The organism is Kribbella sp. NPDC023972 (assembly GCF_040639075.1).
Classification (GTDB): domain Bacteria; phylum Actinomycetota; class Actinomycetes; order Propionibacteriales; family Kribbellaceae; genus Kribbella.
Genome location: NZ_JBEZZH010000001.1, coordinates 408,462 through 424,403 on the forward strand (window position 1 = coordinate 408,462; position 15,942 = coordinate 424,403).

Genomic DNA, 15,942 nt, shown 5'->3' on the forward strand with positions numbered 1-15,942 from the left:
GCCGAGCAGGTTGAGTGTGTCGACCAGCAGCAACCGTGCCGCCTCGACTCGATCGGCACCCAAAGCTTGACGAAGCTCCGACCCAGCGCGGCCCGATGCCTGCGCGCCGCCGCGATCACCGCCTGTCCCCGCTCGGTCAGTACGACGTTCCGCGCGCGAGCGTCGGCGGGACCCGGCTCGCGGGCCAGATAGCCGCGCTTCTCCAGATCGGCCACCGACTTGGAGGCTGCCTGCTGAGTCGGACATCCGCTCGGCCGCCCCATGACCCGCCGCGCCAAAGGCGTGGCCATGTGCACTGCCACGAGGTGGCGGCGGCGGACTGCGATGCGGAGTGGATCGGCGATACCGCGACCCGGCAACTTGTGTGGGAGCTGTACCGGGATGCTCCGGCGCCACTCGGGTATGACTTCTGGAGTGTGTTCCCCGATGGGCCGGCCGGGGAATCACCCTCACTGCTGCGGCTCACGCCGTACCGGCTGCGGCTCAGCGATGTGGAGACGCTGAGCGGCCGGAAGGAACCTCTTGCCTGGCCCTAGGATTCACCTGACACCGCGTCACCACTCGGAGACGTTCTGTCAAAAGAGCCCGGACATGACGAAGAGGCGGTGCCGCCGGAAAGCACCGCCTCTCGTCCGAGGTTTTAGACGCCGTGACCGTGAGCCTGGGCGCGGGCCTCCGGGCGGAAGCCGTTGCGCGGGCTCAGCGTGTCATCGCCGTTGCCCAGTGCCTTGAGCTGCTCGGTGAAGTAGGTCTTCAGCCGGCTGCGGTACTCGCGCTCGTAGGCGTGCAGGTCGTCGATCGTGCGCTCCAGCTGGCCCTTCTGCTTCTCCAGCGAACCGAGCATCTGGGCCCGGCGCTCGGCGATCTCGCCGTCCAGCTTCTCGGCGCGGGCGCGAGCCTCACCGGTCATCCGGTCGGCCTTGCCGCGTGCCTCGTTCTCCAGCCGCTCGGCCTTGGCGCGGGCCTCGCCGATGATCTTGTCGGCGGTGTCCTTCGCCTCCTGGACGAGATCGTCGGAGTGCTTGGTGGCCATCTCCAGCAGCCGCACCGCGGAGCTGGAGGCGTCACCGACGGTCCCTGCCGCCGCAGCAGCCCCCGCGGCCGCTACAGGCGCGACGACGGGTGGCTTCTCTTCCGGCTTCTCGACCACGACCGGGGGCTTGGGCTGTTGCACGACGGGCGGCAGCGCGGCGGTCTGGTCGACCGGCCGGTCCTGCCCCGCACCCGCGCGCTGAGCCGCCGCGAGCTTGGCCCGCAGCTCCTCGTTCTCGGCGAGAAGTCGCTCGAGCTCGGCTTCGACCTCGTCGAGGAAGGAGTCGACCTCAGTGACGTCGTAGCCCTCCCGTAGTCGGACGGGCGTGAACTGCTTCGAGCGGACGTCATCCGGCGTCAGCGGCATCTTTCACCTCGTTTGTCTGTGTCTTGGCGGAGTCCCCGTGGCCTTCACCTCGGCGACTCAGTAGATCACGTTATCGCTTCGTTGTGTTCTAACGGAATCCGGGCGGGCGAAACGGCCCACTTCCCGGCGGACGCCATCAACGAACCGGCCCCGTGTTCGAGACTGTACCTACCCCGTCCCCGGCGTCCTCACCCTCCGACTCGGCGGGTGATCCACCGGTTCCGGACCACCTCCGGTGCGCTGGGTCACAGTGACCGGAGGGCGGTCGAGTTGATCGACATCGCCAGCGAGACGATGACGAACAACATCAGCATGGACAGGTCGATCCGGATCCCGCCGGCCCCGATCGGGGGCAGGATCCGCCGGAGCGGACGCAGGAACGGATCGGTGACCGAGTAGACCAACTCGAAGAGCAGCAGCAGCGGCCCCTTCGGGTGCCACTGCGGCGCGAACATGACGATCAGGCTGAGCACGAACCGCGCCACCAACATCAGGAAGAAGGCGAGCAGTACCCAGTAGAGAACCGTGAGGACGAGCGCTAGAGCAACCATGTCGTCAATGAGTGTAGAAGACCGACGGAAACCGTGGTGGACGCCGGGCGTCAACTCTGGTTGTAGAACCCATCCGCGGCGATCTTCTCCTTCTCCTCGGCGGCCACCGTCACGTTCGGTGGGCAGACCAGGAACACCTTGGTGGTGATCCGCTCGATGGAGCCGCGGCAGCAGAAGATCAGCCCGGCGGCGAAGTCGACCAGCCGCTTGGCGTCGGCGTGGTCCATCTCGGTCAGGTTCATGATGACGGGCGTGCCGTCGCGGAAGTGCTCACCGATGACTCGCGCCTCGTTGTAGCTGCGCGGGTGCACGGTGGTGATGCGGGCCAACTCGGTAACCTCCGGGGTCGGTGCGACACCACGTCGATCTGGAAACTTGCTGACCGTCGCGCCCTGCTCCTCGCGGGTGTCACGCGACTCCCTGGACTCGCGCGTCTCCCGGCCGGCGGGCACCGGCTCGGTCTCGTGGGACTCCCCGTCGACGGCTTCGACCGCGTCATCGTCGTATTCGTCGTACTCGTCGTAGTCGTCGTACCGCGCGTTGTAGCGCTCCCCGTCCTCGACCAAGCCGAGGTAGACACCCATCTTGCGCAGCGCGCCGCTCATGGCCCTCCAGCCCCTCGATCCGGTTTCGACGACAACGGTGAGCAGGAAGGAAACCTGCTCGATGTCGACACTAACCCGGCGGAGTACGCGTTCCGAGTAAGGCGCGCCCGAGCCGTACGTGTGTCGCTCCCTGCCTGATCGCCGCGTCCAGATCGCCGGTCATCCCGGCGGAGATCCAGTCGGCCCCGGCATGTTCGGAACGTAGTCGGGAGGCTACTTCACGCAGCCCCGCGAACGCCTCGTCCGGGTCCGATCCCAGCGGCGCGACAGCCATCACGCCACCCACCTCCAGCCCGTCCGCCGCAGCCACCTCCCCGGCCAGCTCGAGTACGCCGGACGGCTCGACGCCACCGCGGCCGGCTCCGGTCGCGGCCTCGGCCGATCCGTACGCCGCCAGGCTCACCTGCAGCAGACAACGCACGGTGCGTTCTTCGGCGACCGCGGCCTTGGACAGCGCGGTCACCAACGACGAGCGGTCCACCGAATGCACGACCGAGGCGTACCGGACCACCGAACGGGCCTTCTTCGACTGCAGCTGCCCGACGAAGTGCCAGGTCGCTTCCGGGCAGTCCGGCGCCTTCACCTTGAGCTCCTGCTCGCGGTTCTCGCCGACGTCGCGTACGCCGAGGCCTGTCAGCGTCCGTACGTCGCTGATTGGGAAGGTTTTGGTGATCGCGACAAGGGTGACCTCGTCCGGAGACCTCCCGGCCGCCTCACAGGCCTTCTCGATCCGCTCCCGCGCCAGCCGCAGGTTGTCCCGCAGCTCGTCCTCCCGCAGGCTCATCCGCGTCCTCGCTTCGCTCCGGGCGCGGATGAGGCGCAATGCACACTGTGCTCGATGATGAACTCGCTACGTTCGTTCATGCCGCGGCCAGCTTGACCAGCCCGGCCAGCCGGCCGCTGACCGGGCCTTCCCGCCGATAGGAGTAGAGGTTCTCCGACTCGATCGTGCACGCGGTCGCGTCGACCACCTCGACGCCGAGCTCGGCGAGCTGCGACTTCACCCCGGCCGCGACGTCGATCGCCGGTGTCCCCCAACTCGTCTCCGAGTACGAGGCCGGCACCCGCTCGGCAATCTCGGCGCGCAGCTCGGCCGGCACCTCGTAGCACCGTCCGCACGCATGCGGTCCGAGTACGGCGGTGATTCGCTGCGCACCGAGATCCCGCATCGCCTCCACCGTCGCCGGCACGACACCGGCGTACATCCCCGGCCGCCCGGAATGCGCGGCGCCGATCACACCCTGGGTCGAATCCGCCAGCAGCACCGGGAGACAGTCGGCGGCCCGGACACACAGGACCACGTCGGACCTGGTCGTGACGATCGCGTCCGCGGTCGGCACCGGCCGCACCGGCAACTCGTCGCCGGGACGAACCACGTGCACGTCCCGGCCGTGGACCTGGCTGACGCGAACGATCGCCTCCGGCGGGACAGCGAAGGCGTCCGCGACCCGGCGGAAGTTCTCACCGATCAGCTGCGGGTCCTCACCGGCTCCACCGAGGTTCAGCTCGCCGTACGGCGCTTGGCTCACACCGCCGAAGCGGTCGGTGACGGCGAAGCGAACGGCGGAGATGACCTCGTCGTAGCTGAACACGTCCAAAGGCTACCGGCCCGGACGCTGCTTACTTGAGGAAGTCCGGGATGTCGAGGTCCTCTTCCGGCTCGGGCTTGCGAGCCGGGCGGGTTGGGCCGGGCTGCGAGTTGCCGGAGGACGACGTGGTGCTCGGGCCGTTGACCGGCCAGGAGTGCTGGGTGGTCGGCGACGCCGGGGTGTGCGGCGTGGGCTGCGCGGTCGGTGGGACCGTGCGGACCGGGTCGCCGGCCTGCGGGCGGGCCGAGTTCGTCGTACCGGCTCCCGGACGGCCTTCGGTCGGCGCCGGCACCGGGACGGTGTGGTCGGTCGGTGCCGGCGGATTCGCGGGCTGCCCGGTCGCCCCCGGCCCGTTCGACGACGGCGCGGTGGCCGGCGCGTTCCCTGGCTGGCCGGTCGCCGGCTGAGCCGAGGTCGCCGGTGCCGAGGCTGGCTGGGTCGACGCAGGCGATGGCGGGGCCGGTTGCGTGCTGGGCGGCGTCTGGGCCGGTGGCGTCGCGGCAGGCGGCGTGGAGGCCGGTGGAGTCCCACCCGACTGCATCGGGGCGGAGTAGCTCTGGTTGTCCGATCCGGTCGACGGACGCGACGTCTGCGGCCGCGCATTCATCGCCTGCTCGCGGCGCTTCGGCATCCCGCCGTCGAACCCGGCCGCGATCACGGTGACCCGGACCTCGTCGCCGAGGGCGTCGTCGATGACCGCGCCGAAGATGATGTTGGCGTCCGAGTGTGCCGACTCCGACACCAGCTGGGCCGCCTCGTTGATCTCGAACAGACCGAGGTCGGAGCCACCGGCGATCGACAGCAGGACGCCGTGCGCACCCTCGATACTTGCCTCGAGCAACGGAGACGAGATGGCCGCCTCGGCCGCCGCGACCGCTCGGTCCTCACCCCGCGACGAGCCGATGCCCATCAGCGCGGAGCCCGCGTTCGACATGACCGCCTTGACGTCGGCGAAGTCGACGTTGATCAGGCCGGGGGTGGTGATCAGGTCGGTGATACCGGAGACACCCTGCAGCAGCACCTGGTCGGCCTGCTTGAACGCGTCCAGCACGGACACGGCGCGGTCGGAGATGGTCAGCAGCCGGTCGTTCGGAATGACGATCAGCGTGTCCACCTCCTCGCGGAGGGTGCTGATGCCATCCTCGGCCTGGGTCGCGCGCCGCTTTCCCTCGAAGGAGAACGGCCGCGTGACGACACCTATCGTCAGCGCGCCGAGCGACCGGGCGATCCGGGCCACCACCGGCGCGCCGCCGGTCCCGGTGCCACCCCCCTCGCCGGCGGTGACGAAGACCATGTCGGCGCCCTTCAGCGCCTCCTCGATCTCCTCCGCGTGGTCCTCGGCGGCCTTCTGCCCGATCGCCGGGTTCGCCCCGGCGCCGAGGCCGCGGGTCTCCTCCCGGCCGATGTCGAGCTTGACGTCCGCGTCGCTCATCAACAGCGCCTGCGCGTCCGTGTTGATGGCGATGAACTCAACGCCCTTCAGACCGTGCTCGATCATCCGGTTGACGGCGTTCACGCCGCCTCCGCCGATGCCGACGACCTTGATGAGTGCTAGGTAGTTCTGCGGTGCCGCCACGTCCGCGCCTCTCGCCTCGTTCTGTTCCCGTTGTGGCCGGTTGGCCCCTGTTCCAGCGAAAAGTTCCAGCGAAAAGACTGAACCTCAAGTGGATGCTTAGACTTATGTCAACTTTAGATTACGCCGCACGGTACGGGACCGCTTCGGGCAATGTCCACGCGCCTCGCCGCACACGGCCGTGATGTGATCCGTCACCGCTTTTCCCCTTTGGTCACAGGGAGATCGGGCGCCGACACGTCGTACACCTGCGCCTTGCGCTTCATCAGCACGCTGAGTACCTCGGCTTTGCGCTCACTGTCATCGGAACTGCCCCAAACGACCTTCACCCCGGACCCGAGATTCAGGGTGATCGAGTCCGGTGACGCGGCCGAGATCGAGCCCACCTGTGCCCGCAGTGTGGACGGCAGCGCGGCCGAAACCGTCACCACCGAACGGATCGTCACCTCGCGCCGGGTCCCCGTCACCTTGGCCTCCGGCAGTCCGGCCGGCCGGTCCGGCACCGTCCGGTACGCCGTACCGGTCGCGTCGACCAGCTCGAACCGGGACCCGTCGGTGACCACCACCACCGGAACCCGTTCGGTGACGACGACCACGACCTTGTTCGGCCAGGCTCTGGTCACCTGCGCGTCGGCCACCGCCGGGATGGTCCGCACCCGGGCCGCGATCGCACCCAGGTCGACCTTCGCCAGCGGCGTACCGACCGGGGCCTGGGCCACGTTCTCGATTGTTGCCACCGGCACCGTATCCGCACCGCTCACCCGGACACCGTCGACCGCGAGTACGGCGGAGAAGTAGAACAGCCAGACGATCAGGCCGCCGAACACCAGCACGGCGCCACCGATCGCCCACGGCAGCCAGCTCCGCCACCGCACCAAGCGTTGCCGGCGCGCGAACCGCTGTTGTGCCCGAGCCAGATCAGCGCTCTGGCTCATTCAGTAGACCCCACCCTTTTACTCCACCACAGGAATGAGGGCCTCGGCGGCAGACTCGCGGGCGGCGGCTCGTTCGGCCAGCAGATCGACGACTTCGGGCCCGATCAGCGTCACGTCGCCGGCGCCCAGGGTGACGACCAGGTCGCCCGGCTCGGCCAGGTCGGCGACCACCTGCGGTACGGCGGACCACGACGGCTCGAACCGGACCTGCTCCGGCTTCAGCGGCACGTGGTTCGCGATCAGGGCACCGGTGACACCGGGCTCCGGATCCTCACGCGCGGCGAACACGTCCATCACGACGACCTCGTCGGCGAGCGCGAGCGCTTCGGAGAACTGGGTGGCGAAGATCCTGGTCCGGCTGAACAGATGTGGCTGGAAGCACGCGATCACACGCCCCTCCCCCGCAACCTGCCGGGCTGCGGTCAGGTCGACGGCCAACTCGGTCGGGTGGTGCGCGTACGAGTCGAACACCCGGACGCCGTCCTCGAGCCCCTTGAACTCGAACCGCCGGCCGGTCCCGGTGAACGATGCCAGCCCCTCGGCCAGATCGGCCGCCGAGAACTTGAGCCCCAACCCGACCGTCAACGCGGCCGACGCGTTCAGCGCGTTGTGCCTACCCGCCTGCTGCAGCTGTACGGTCGGCAACTTGCGCCCGCGGTACACCGGCACGAACGACTGCGTCGCCCCGGTCGCGGTGATCTCCGTGACCCGCAGGTCCGCGTCGACCGACTCGCCGTATGTGCGTACGTCGATGCCGCGCTGGCGGGCGTAGTCGGCCAGCTGACGGGCGCCGGCGTCGTCGTAACAGATGACCATGAAGCCGCCCGGGATCACCCGGTCGCAGAACTGCTCGAATGCGAGCCGGTAGCTGGCCTCGTCGCCGTAGTTGTCCAGGTGGTCCGGCTCGACCGATGTGACGATCGACACCTCGGGACGGTAGGTCAGGAACGACTTGTCCGACTCGTCCGCCTCGGCGACGAACAGGTCACCGGTGCCGTCGTGCGCGTTCGAGCCGGACTCGTTCAGGTTGCCACCGATCGCGTACGACGGATCGGCCCCGCAGTGCTGCAGTGCGACGGTGAGCATCGACGTGGTGGTCGTCTTGCCATGCGTGCCGGCGACCGCCAGCGTCCGGCGGCCCACCATCACCGAGGCGAGCGCGGCGGCCCGCGGCAGGATCGGGATCCCGGCGGCACGGGCGGCGACGACCTCGGAGTTGGTCTCCCGGATCGCCGTGGACACGACCACGGTGTCCGCCTCCGCGACGTGCTCGGCGGCGTGACCGACCCAGCAGGTGGCGCCGAGCGCACGCAGCGCGGCCAGCACCTTCCCGTCCTTGGCGTCGGAACCGGACACCTCGATACCGCGGGACGCCATGATCCGGGCGATTCCGGACATCCCGGCGCCGCCGATCCCTACGAAGTGCACTCTGCCCAGCTTCTCCGCGGGCAGTGTCGTGTCAGGTGCGGTGACGATCACGAAGCAGACCCCACCACATCCAGGATGATCCGCGCCAATCGCTCGTCGGCATCCGTGCGAATGAGGCCCTTCGCGGCAGTGGACATGGCTGTCAGACGCGCGGTGTCGTGCAGAAGTTGCGGAACAGTCGCGCGAACCCAGTCCGGCGTCACGGTGGCGTTGTCCACCAGCAGCCCGCCGCCCGCGTCGGCCACCGGCTTGGCATTCAGCGCCTGCTCACCGTTACCGTGCGGCAGCGGAACGTAGACAGCGGGCAGACCGACACCCGACACCTCGGTGACCGTGTTCGCCCCCGACCGGCAGACGGCCAGGTCCGCGGCGGCATAGGCGAGGTCCATCCGGTCGACGTAGTTCAGCACGACATACGGGTACCCACCCGTCGACGCGACCTCGAGAGTGTTCTTCGGGCCGATCGCGTGGAGCACCTGGATCCCGGCCGCCTGCAGGTCGGCGGCGGCACCCGCGAACGCCTCGTTCAGCCGCTGCGCGCCCTGCGAACCGCCGGTCACGAACAGGGTCGGAGCGTCCGGGTCCAGCCCGAAGAACTGCCGTGCCTCGGCCCGCAGCGCGGCCCGGTCCAGCGTCGAGATGGCCCGCCGGATCGGCAGACCGACGTACGACGCGTGCGGCAGGTCGGTGCCCGGGAACGAGGTGGCCACGTTCCGCGTGCAGTACCGGGCGGCGAACTTGTTCGCGATCCCCGGGACCGCGTTGCCCTCGTGCACGACGATCGGGGTCTTCCGGCGCCAGGCGGCGACGTACGCCGGGGTGGAGACGTAGCCACCGAACCCGACCAGCACGTCGGCCTTGGCCTCGTCCAGGATCCGGCGGGCCGCGTTCACCGAGGCGAGCATCTTGCCCGGCACGGCGAGCAGCGCCGGCGTCGGCTTACGCGGCAGCGGCACCGGCGGAATCAGCTCGAGCCGGTAACCGGCTTCCGGGATCACCCGGGTCTCCAGGCCGCGTTCGGTGCCGAGGGCGAGGATCTCGACGGTCGGGTCGATCCGGCGCAGGGCGTCGGCGGTGGCGATCAGGGGTGAGGTGTGGCCGGCGGTTCCGCCTCCGGCCAGGACGATGCTGGGCACAGCTTTCAACGCTCCCGCGTGTTCTCGTCAGGACGTACGCGACGGCAGCCATCCGAAACGTGGCCGCCTGGTCTCCTTCAGGGCGGCCTGCGCGCCGGGTTCGGCCTTCGCGAAGGACAGCAGCATGCCGACCGCGATCAGCGTCGGCAGCAGTGCGGAACCACCGTACGACAAAAGCGGAAGCGGAATCCCCACGATCGGTAGCAGTCCGATCACAGCCCCCAGGTTGACCAGGGTCTGCGCCATGATCCAGATGGTGATCCCGGCCGCCGCGTAGCGGACGAACGGCTCGGTGTTCCGGGTCGCGATCCGCACCCCGGCGTAGGCCAGGACGAGGAACAGGGCGAGCACGGTGAGCGACCCGACCAGGCCGAGCTCCTCACCGATCACGGAAAAGATGAAGTCGGTGTGGGCCTCCGGCAGGTTGCCCCACTTCTGCCGGCTGTTTCCGATCCCGACTCCCCACCAGCCACCGGTCGACAGGGCGTAGAACGAGTGGTACGCCTGCCAGCCGACCCCGGACGGGTCCGACAGCGGGTTGGTGAAGTTCATCAGCCGGTCCATCCGGTGCTGCGCGGTCGTCACGAAGTACGACGCGATCGCGCCGACGACCACGATGGTCGCGACGAACAGCCGGGTCGGTGCGCCGACGATCCAGATCAGGCCGAGCATGACGGCCATCAGGACCAGCGCCGTACCGAGGTCGTGCTGACCGACCACCAGCGCGATCACCAGGCCGCAGACCGGCACCATCGGGACCAGCAGGTGCTTCCACTGGGTGAGCAGCTTCTCCTTGCGCGCGTACAGGTCCGCGCACCACATCACCAGCGCCAGCTTGGCGAACTCACTTGGCTGGATCTGCAGTGGACCGCCGAGGTTCAGCCAGTTGGTGTTGCCGTTCACGCCGACACCCAGACCGGGGATGTAGGTCAGCACGAGCAGGAACACCGAGCCGAGCAGGGCGACGTAGGCGAGCATGCGGAAGTGGCGCGGTGTCATCCGGGAGGCGACGTACGCCATCGGCAGGCCGACGCCTACCCAGATCAGCTGCCGGATGAAGATGGTGTAGCTGTTGCCGTTCGCGCGCAGTGACAGCACGCTCGACGCGGACAGCACCATCAGCAGCCCGAGCACCAGCAGCAGGCCGGTCGCGCCGAGCAGGATGTGGTACGACGTCAGCGGCCGGTCGAGCACCTCGCGGATCCCCGCGACCCATGGGCGCTCACTCTGACCGGGCCGGTGGAGTGGGGCCGGAGTTTGCGGAGTCTTCTTCTGATCCGGCTGGTCTGCGATCGACGTCATGCGATCACCGGCTCAGTGGTCGCCCAGCCGATGCACGGCTTCGGCGAAGGCATCCCCGCGGGCTCCGTAGTTGGCGAACATGTCCCAGGATGCGCAGCCGGGCGCGAGCAGCACGGTGTCTCCAGTCTGTGCAAGCTTCGCCGCCTCCCCAACCACGATCTCCATGGCTTCAGTGTCCGTTGCCTCGATCACGATCCTCGGGACATCCGGTGCGTGTCGGGCAAGAGCTTCGGCGATCACCAGCTTGTCCTGGCCGAGCAGCACGACACCGCGCAACCGATCCCGGGCGGCGACCACCAGTTCGTCGAACGTCGCGCCCTTGGCCTGACCGCCGGCGATCCAGACCACGTGCTCGTACGCCAGCAACGACGCCTGGGCCGCGTGCGGGTTGGTCGCCTTCGAGTCGTCGACATAGTTGACCCCGGCAACTTCCGCGACGTGCGCGATCCGGTGCTTGTCCGGCCGGAATCCGCGCAGGCCGTCCCGGACCGCGGTCGCCGGTACGCCGAACGCCCTGGCCAGCGCGGCCGCGGCCAGCGCGTTCGCCACGTTGTGCGGCGCGGCCGGGGTGATGTCGTCGAGGGTCGCCAGCTCGAGCGCGGATGACGCGCGCTGCTCGATGAAGGCGCGGTCGACCAGCAGTTCGTCGACCAGGCCGACCATCGAGATGTCCGGCGTACCGAGGGTGAAACCGATGGCGCGGCAGCCTTCGATCACGTCGGCGTCCATGACCAGCTGTTCGGTGGCCGGGTCGGCGACGTTGTAGACGCAGGCGACCTGGCAGTTCTCGAAGATCCGGCCCTTGTCCTTGGCGTACGCGTCCAGCGACCCGTGCCAGTCGACGTGGTCCGGCGCGATGTTCAGCACGGCGGCCGAGTGCGCCGACATCGAGTGGGTGTAGTGCAGCTGGTAACTCGACAGCTCCACCGCGATCACGTCGTACGGCTCGGGGTCCATCACGGCTTCCAACAACGGCAGGCCCACGTTGCCGGCGGCAACGGCCCGGTGACCGGCCGCAGTCAGGATCGCAGTCAGCATCTGCACGGTCGTGGTCTTGCCGTTGGTGCCGGTGATGCACAACCACGGCGCGGCGTTGGCCGGGTCGCGCAGTCGCCAGGCCAGCTCGATCTCACTCCAGACCGGCACCTCACGCCCGGCCGCCTGCACCAGCAACGGCGCGTGCGGCGGTACGCCGGGCGACGTCACGACGACGTCGACGTCCTTGGGCAGCTCCGCAGTACTGCCCGGACCGAGGGTGATGGTGGCACCCAGGGTCTCCAGGATCTGCGCCTTCTCCCGGAGTGCGTCGGTGTCGCGGTCGTCCAGTACGACGAGGTGCTCCGCCCCGGCCTGAAGCAACGAGTCCGCACAGGCGTAACCCGCCGTACCGAACCCGAGTACGACGAAGCGCGTCGTGGCCCACCCGTCATCGGTGCGTGTCTCGAGAGTCACCCGGCTACCCATTCTGCGTAGAAGATCCCGAGCCCGGTGACGACGCACAGGCCCTGGATGATCCAGAAGCGGATCACTACGTTCACCTGTTCCCACCCGAGCATCTCGAAGTGGTGGTGCAGCGGCGCCATCCGGAACAACCGCTTGCCCTTGGTGAGCTTGAAGTAGCCGACCTGCAGGATCACCGAGGCGGTGATGATGACGAACAGGCCGCCGAGCAGCAGCACCAGCAGCTCGGTCCGGGTCATCACGGCCATCCCGGCCAGCGCGCCACCCAGGGACAGCGAGCCGGTGTCGCCCATGAAGATCTTGGCCGGCGACGCGTTCCACCACAGGAAGCCGAACAACGCACCGGTCAGCGCGGCCGCGACGACGGCGAGGTCGTGTGGATCGCGGACTTCGTAGCACTTCGAGGTCGGCGCGGTCGCGCAGCTCTGGTTGAACTGCCAGATACAGATCAGCGTGTACGCCCCGAACACCATCATCGACGCGCCGGTGGCCAGGCCGTCCAGACCGTCGGCCAGGTTGACGCCGTTCGACATGCCGGCGATCAGCAGCAGGATCCAGATCACCACCAGTACCCCAGCCAGGTGCAGCCAGTCGATGTCGCGGATGAAGGAGATGAACGGCGAGGCCGGACGCTGACCGCGCTCGTCCGGGAACTGCAGCGCGAGCACCGCGAACGCGACCGCGATCATCGTCTGGCCGGCCAGTTTCGCCTTGCTGCGCAGGCCGAGGCTGCGCTGCCGGAAGATCTTGATGAAGTCGTCCAGGAAGCCGACCGCACCCATCCCGGCGAACAGGAACAGCACCAGGATCGCCGAGGCGGTCGGCTCGGTCATGGTGAACAGCTTGGCCGCGAAGTACCCGACGATGGTCGCGACGATGAAGACGGTGCCGCCCATCGTCGGCGTACCGCGTTTGGTGTGGTGCGACGTCGGCCCGTCGTCGCGGATCTCCTGGCCGTAGCCGCGCCTGGCCAGCAGGGTGATCGCCCAGCGGGTGCCGAGCAGGGTCAGCACCATCGAGACGGAACCGGCGAGCAGGATGGATTTCACTGCATGTCCTCCAGCAGAGCGTCGGCCAGGCTGCGTAGTTTCGCCGCCTTCGAGGACTTCACCAGTACGACGTCGCCGGCCCGCAACTCGGAGCGGAGCAGCTCGAGTGCTTCCCCGATGGTGTCGACGAAGGCCGACTCGTTGCCCCAGGACCCTTCCAGCGACGCGCCGAGGTGGATCGGCTTCGCCCCGGCCCCGACCACGAGCAGCCGGTTGACGTCGAGCCGGACCACGAGCCGGCCGATCGCGTCGTGCTCCTCGGCGGAGGTGTCACCCAGCTCCAGCATCTCGCCGAGCACGGCCCAGGTCCGCGCACCCCGCGCCCGGCCGATCGCGACCAGCGCCTTCAGCGCGGCGCGGACCGAGTCCGGATTGGCGTTGAACGCGTCGTTGATCACGGTCACGCCGTCCGCGCGCTCGGTGACCTCCATCCGCGCCGCCGACACCGGAGTGGCCGAGGCCAGTCCTTCGGCGATCTGCTCTGGGGTGAGGCCGACGGCGTACGCGACGGTGGCCGCTCCGAGTGCGTTGGACACGTAGTGCTCGCCGACGAACTGCAGCTGGACGTCGCCACTGAAGTCGCCGATGTGCAGCGCGAACGCGGGACGTCCTTCGCCGTCGAGCTTCACACCTTCCGCGCGTACATCCGCGTCGGGCGCCTCACCGAAGGTGAGCACCTTCTCCCGCGTCCGGCTCCGCATCCCGGCGACCCGATGGTCGTCGGCATTGAGTACGGCGGACCCTCCCGGGACCACGGCCTCGATCAGCTCGCCCTTGGCCACCGCGATGTTGTCCTGGCTGCCGAACTCACCAATGTGCGAGGTGCCGACATTCAGGACCAAGCCGACCTTCGGTGGCGTGATGCCGCACAGGTAGGTGATGTCGCCCATGTGCCGGGCGCCCATCTCTGCGACCAGGAACTTGGTCGTCGCCGTCGCCTGCAAGGCGGTCAACGGGTGGCCGATCTCGTTGTTGAACGAACCTTCCGGCGAGACCGTTTCGCCGTACGGCCGGATCAGCTGGGCGATCAGGTCCTTGGTGCTGGTCTTGCCGGACGACCCGGTCAGTCCGATCACGGTGAGCCCCGGCAGCCGGCTGACGACCAGCCGGGCCAGGTCTCCGAGTGCCTTCTGCGCGTCGCCGACGACGATGCACGGAGAACCGTCGACCGCTCGCGTGGTCAGCGACACCGTGACGCCGGCCTCGGTCGCCGTACCGACGTAGTCGTGCCCGTCCACGCGCTCGCCGGGCAGGGCGACGAACAGCCCACCCGGTCCGGCGGCTCGCGAGTCGATCACCACCGCGCCGTCGACGACAGCCGCCGGATCGACTCCGGTGAGCTCACCGCCGACCACGTCCGCGATCTCGCCGCAACTGACAGGGATCACCGCTTCGCCTCCAGCAACTCACGCACAGTCTCGCGATCGTCGAACGGGTGGATCACACCGCCGACGTCCTGGCCTGTCTCATGGCCCTTTCCCAGTACGACGACGGTGTCCCCCGGTCCGGCCAGCTCGATCGCGGCGGCGATGGCTTGGCGGCGGTCACCGATCTCGTGCAGGTCGGCGCCCGGCGCCGCGGCGCGGGCACCCTCCAGCGCGGCGGCCCGGATGGCAGCCGGGTCCTCGCTGCGCGGATTGTCGTCGGTGATGATCACGACGTCCGCCGTTCGCGCGGCCGCGGCGCCCATCGCCGGGCGCTTGCCCGGATCGCGGTCGCCGCCGCAGCCCACGACGGCGTACAGACGGCCCTTGGTCGCACCGCGGGCGGCCTCGAGCGCCAGCGCGATCGCGTCCGGCGTGTGCGCGTAGTCGACGATCACGGCCAGACCGTCCTGGCGGGTGAACGTCTCCATCCGGCCCGGTACGGCGGCGGTCCGCAGCCCGGCCGCGATCTCCTCGGCCGGTACGCCGACCTGCCGCAGCATCACGGTCGCCAGCAGCGCGTTGGCCACGTTGAAGTCACCGGGCAGCCCGAGCTCGATGGTCAGCGACTCATCCGGTCCTACGACGTCGAACACAGTAGTGCCGTGCTCGGACTGGTGCAGGTTGGACACTGTCCAGTCCGCCTCACCCGTAGTGGACACAGTCACCAGCGGTACGACGGTCTGCGCGGCCAGCCGGCGTCCGTACTCGTCGTCGATCGTCACCACCGCCACATCACACCGCTCCGGAGTGAACAGCGAGGCCTTCGCCGCGAAGTACTCCTCGAACGTGTGGTGGAAGTCCAGATGGTCCTGGGTGAGGTTGGTGAACCCGGCGACCGCGAACCGGGCGCCGTCCACCCGGCCCAGCGCCAGCGCGTGGCTGGACACCTCCATCGCGCACCACCCGACGGCCTGCTCCCGCATCACCGCGAACAGCGCGTGCAGGTCGGTGGCCTCCGGAGTGGTCCGGACGCTCTTCACCACCTCGTCACCGATCCGGGTCTGGATCGTCCCGATCAGGGCGGCCGGACCGAGCCGGCGCAGCACGGCGTCGAGCAGGAAGCTGGTCGTGGTCTTGCCGTTGGTACCGGTGACGCCGAGCAGACGCAGCTCCTTGGTCGGCTCGCCGTAGATCCGGGCCGCGACCGCGCCGAGCACGTCCCGCGGCCGGTCGACCACCAGCACGGGCAAACCGGTCTCCCTGGCCCGCTCCTCGCCGGTCGGGTCGGTCAGTACGGCGACAGCCCCGGCCTGCTGAGCTCTGGCGACGAAGGCGGCGCCGTGCGTGACCGCACCGGGCAAAGCGGCGTACAGGTCACCTGGGAGGACTGATCGCGAGTCGAGCGACACACCGGTCACCTCGACGCTGCTGCTGGTCGGGATCCGCGCATGTGCGGTCCTGGCGACCTCGACAAGACTGAGCGGCACGATGTGCCGCGGCCTGATCGCTGCGACGGCTCCGCCTGCGGCGGTAGGGGTGGACACGGG

The 15,942-nt window shown here is 69.1% G+C and carries 14 protein-coding genes and 1 pseudogene; 1 reads left to right on the forward strand and 14 read right to left on the reverse strand.

Annotation, left to right across the window (positions count from 1 at the left end):
* Nucleotides 1–290 precede the first annotated feature (290 nt).
* Nucleotides 291–536, forward strand: coding sequence for a hypothetical protein (locus AB0F43_RS01825; RefSeq protein WP_360469208.1), 246 nt, complete (start codon nucleotides 291–293; stop codon nucleotides 534–536).
* Nucleotides 537–640: 104 nt separating this feature from the next.
* On the opposite strand, the gene AB0F43_RS01830 is transcribed toward AB0F43_RS01825, so the two are convergent.
* From AB0F43_RS01830 to AB0F43_RS01895, 14 genes and pseudogenes are all read right to left on the reverse strand, one after another.
* Nucleotides 641–1,399, reverse strand: a complete 759-nt coding sequence (locus AB0F43_RS01830) for a DivIVA domain-containing protein (RefSeq protein WP_360469210.1) — start codon at nucleotides 1,397–1,399, stop codon at nucleotides 641–643.
* Nucleotides 1,400–1,644: 245 nt separating this feature from the next.
* A complete protein-coding gene (locus AB0F43_RS01835; RefSeq protein ID WP_360469212.1) occupies nucleotides 1,645–1,950 on the reverse strand; it encodes a YggT family protein in 306 nt (101 codons plus the stop codon).
* 50 nt (nucleotides 1,951–2,000) lie between these two features.
* Nucleotides 2,001–2,555, reverse strand: coding sequence for a cell division protein SepF (gene sepF, locus AB0F43_RS01840; RefSeq protein WP_360469215.1), 555 nt, complete (start codon nucleotides 2,553–2,555; stop codon nucleotides 2,001–2,003).
* Nucleotides 2,556–2,625: 70 nt separating this feature from the next.
* Entirely contained in the window at nucleotides 2,626–3,339 is a 714-nt protein-coding gene (locus AB0F43_RS01845; protein ID WP_360469218.1) for a YggS family pyridoxal phosphate-dependent enzyme, read from the reverse strand.
* Nucleotides 3,340–3,415: 76 nt separating this feature from the next.
* The gene (locus AB0F43_RS01850; protein WP_360469220.1) at nucleotides 3,416–4,147 is read right to left on the reverse strand and encodes a polyphenol oxidase family protein; all 732 of its coding nucleotides are present in this window, start codon (nucleotides 4,145–4,147) and stop codon (nucleotides 3,416–3,418) included.
* Nucleotides 4,148–4,718: 571 nt separating this feature from the next.
* Nucleotides 4,719–5,789 (reverse strand): annotated as a pseudogene (ftsZ, locus tag AB0F43_RS01855) (cell division protein FtsZ); the annotation flags it as partial.
* Nucleotides 5,790–5,911: 122 nt separating this feature from the next.
* A complete protein-coding gene (locus AB0F43_RS01860) occupies nucleotides 5,912–6,652 on the reverse strand; it encodes an FtsQ-type POTRA domain-containing protein (protein WP_360469223.1) in 741 nt (246 codons plus the stop codon).
* Between the two features lie 18 nt (nucleotides 6,653–6,670).
* Nucleotides 6,671–8,131 carry a UDP-N-acetylmuramate--L-alanine ligase gene (gene murC, locus AB0F43_RS01865; protein ID WP_360469225.1) on the reverse strand — a complete coding sequence of 487 codons (1,461 nt, stop codon included), beginning with the start codon at nucleotides 8,129–8,131 and terminating at the stop codon, nucleotides 6,671–6,673.
* Nucleotides 8,128–9,216, reverse strand: coding sequence for an undecaprenyldiphospho-muramoylpentapeptide beta-N-acetylglucosaminyltransferase (murG, locus tag AB0F43_RS01870; protein WP_360469228.1), 1,089 nt, complete (start codon nucleotides 9,214–9,216; stop codon nucleotides 8,128–8,130). The genes murC and murG overlap by 4 nt, the downstream gene beginning before the upstream one ends.
* Nucleotides 9,217–9,243: 27 nt before the next feature.
* Complete coding sequence (gene ftsW, locus AB0F43_RS01875) at nucleotides 9,244–10,518, reverse strand: putative lipid II flippase FtsW (protein WP_360469231.1); 1,275 nt, start codon at nucleotides 10,516–10,518, stop codon at nucleotides 9,244–9,246.
* Nucleotides 10,519–10,530: 12 nt separating this feature from the next.
* Complete coding sequence (gene murD, locus AB0F43_RS01880; protein WP_360469234.1) at nucleotides 10,531–11,970, reverse strand: UDP-N-acetylmuramoyl-L-alanine--D-glutamate ligase; 1,440 nt, start codon at nucleotides 11,968–11,970, stop codon at nucleotides 10,531–10,533.
* Entirely contained in the window at nucleotides 11,967–13,028 is a 1,062-nt protein-coding gene (mraY, locus tag AB0F43_RS01885; RefSeq protein WP_360469236.1) for a phospho-N-acetylmuramoyl-pentapeptide-transferase, read from the reverse strand. The genes murD and mraY overlap by 4 nt, the downstream gene beginning before the upstream one ends.
* A complete protein-coding gene (gene murF / locus AB0F43_RS01890; protein WP_360469239.1) occupies nucleotides 13,025–14,416 on the reverse strand; it encodes a UDP-N-acetylmuramoyl-tripeptide--D-alanyl-D-alanine ligase in 1,392 nt (463 codons plus the stop codon). The genes mraY and murF overlap by 4 nt, the downstream gene beginning before the upstream one ends.
* The gene (locus AB0F43_RS01895) at nucleotides 14,413–15,939 is read right to left on the reverse strand and encodes a UDP-N-acetylmuramoyl-L-alanyl-D-glutamate--2,6-diaminopimelate ligase (protein ID WP_360469241.1); all 1,527 of its coding nucleotides are present in this window, start codon (nucleotides 15,937–15,939) and stop codon (nucleotides 14,413–14,415) included. The genes murF and AB0F43_RS01895 overlap by 4 nt, the downstream gene beginning before the upstream one ends.
* Nucleotides 15,940–15,942 lie beyond the last annotated feature (3 nt).

Coding starts and splice junctions, on each gene's coding strand:
- AB0F43_RS01830 (WP_360469210.1), bottom strand. CDS start 1,399: ATGCCGCTGACGCCGGATGACGTCCGCTCGAAGCAGTTCACGCCCGTC.
- AB0F43_RS01860 (WP_360469223.1), bottom strand. CDS start 6,652: ATGAGCCAGAGCGCTGATCTGGCTCGGGCACAACAGCGGTTCGCGCGC.
- ftsW (WP_360469231.1), bottom strand. CDS start 10,518: ATGACGTCGATCGCAGACCAGCCGGATCAGAAGAAGACTCCGCAAACT.
- AB0F43_RS01835 (WP_360469212.1), bottom strand. CDS start 1,950: ATGGTTGCTCTAGCGCTCGTCCTCACGGTTCTCTACTGGGTACTGCTC.
- AB0F43_RS01845 (WP_360469218.1), bottom strand. CDS start 3,339: ATGAGCCTGCGGGAGGACGAGCTGCGGGACAACCTGCGGCTGGCGCGG.
- sepF (WP_360469215.1), bottom strand. CDS start 2,555: ATGAGCGGCGCGCTGCGCAAGATGGGTGTCTACCTCGGCTTGGTCGAG.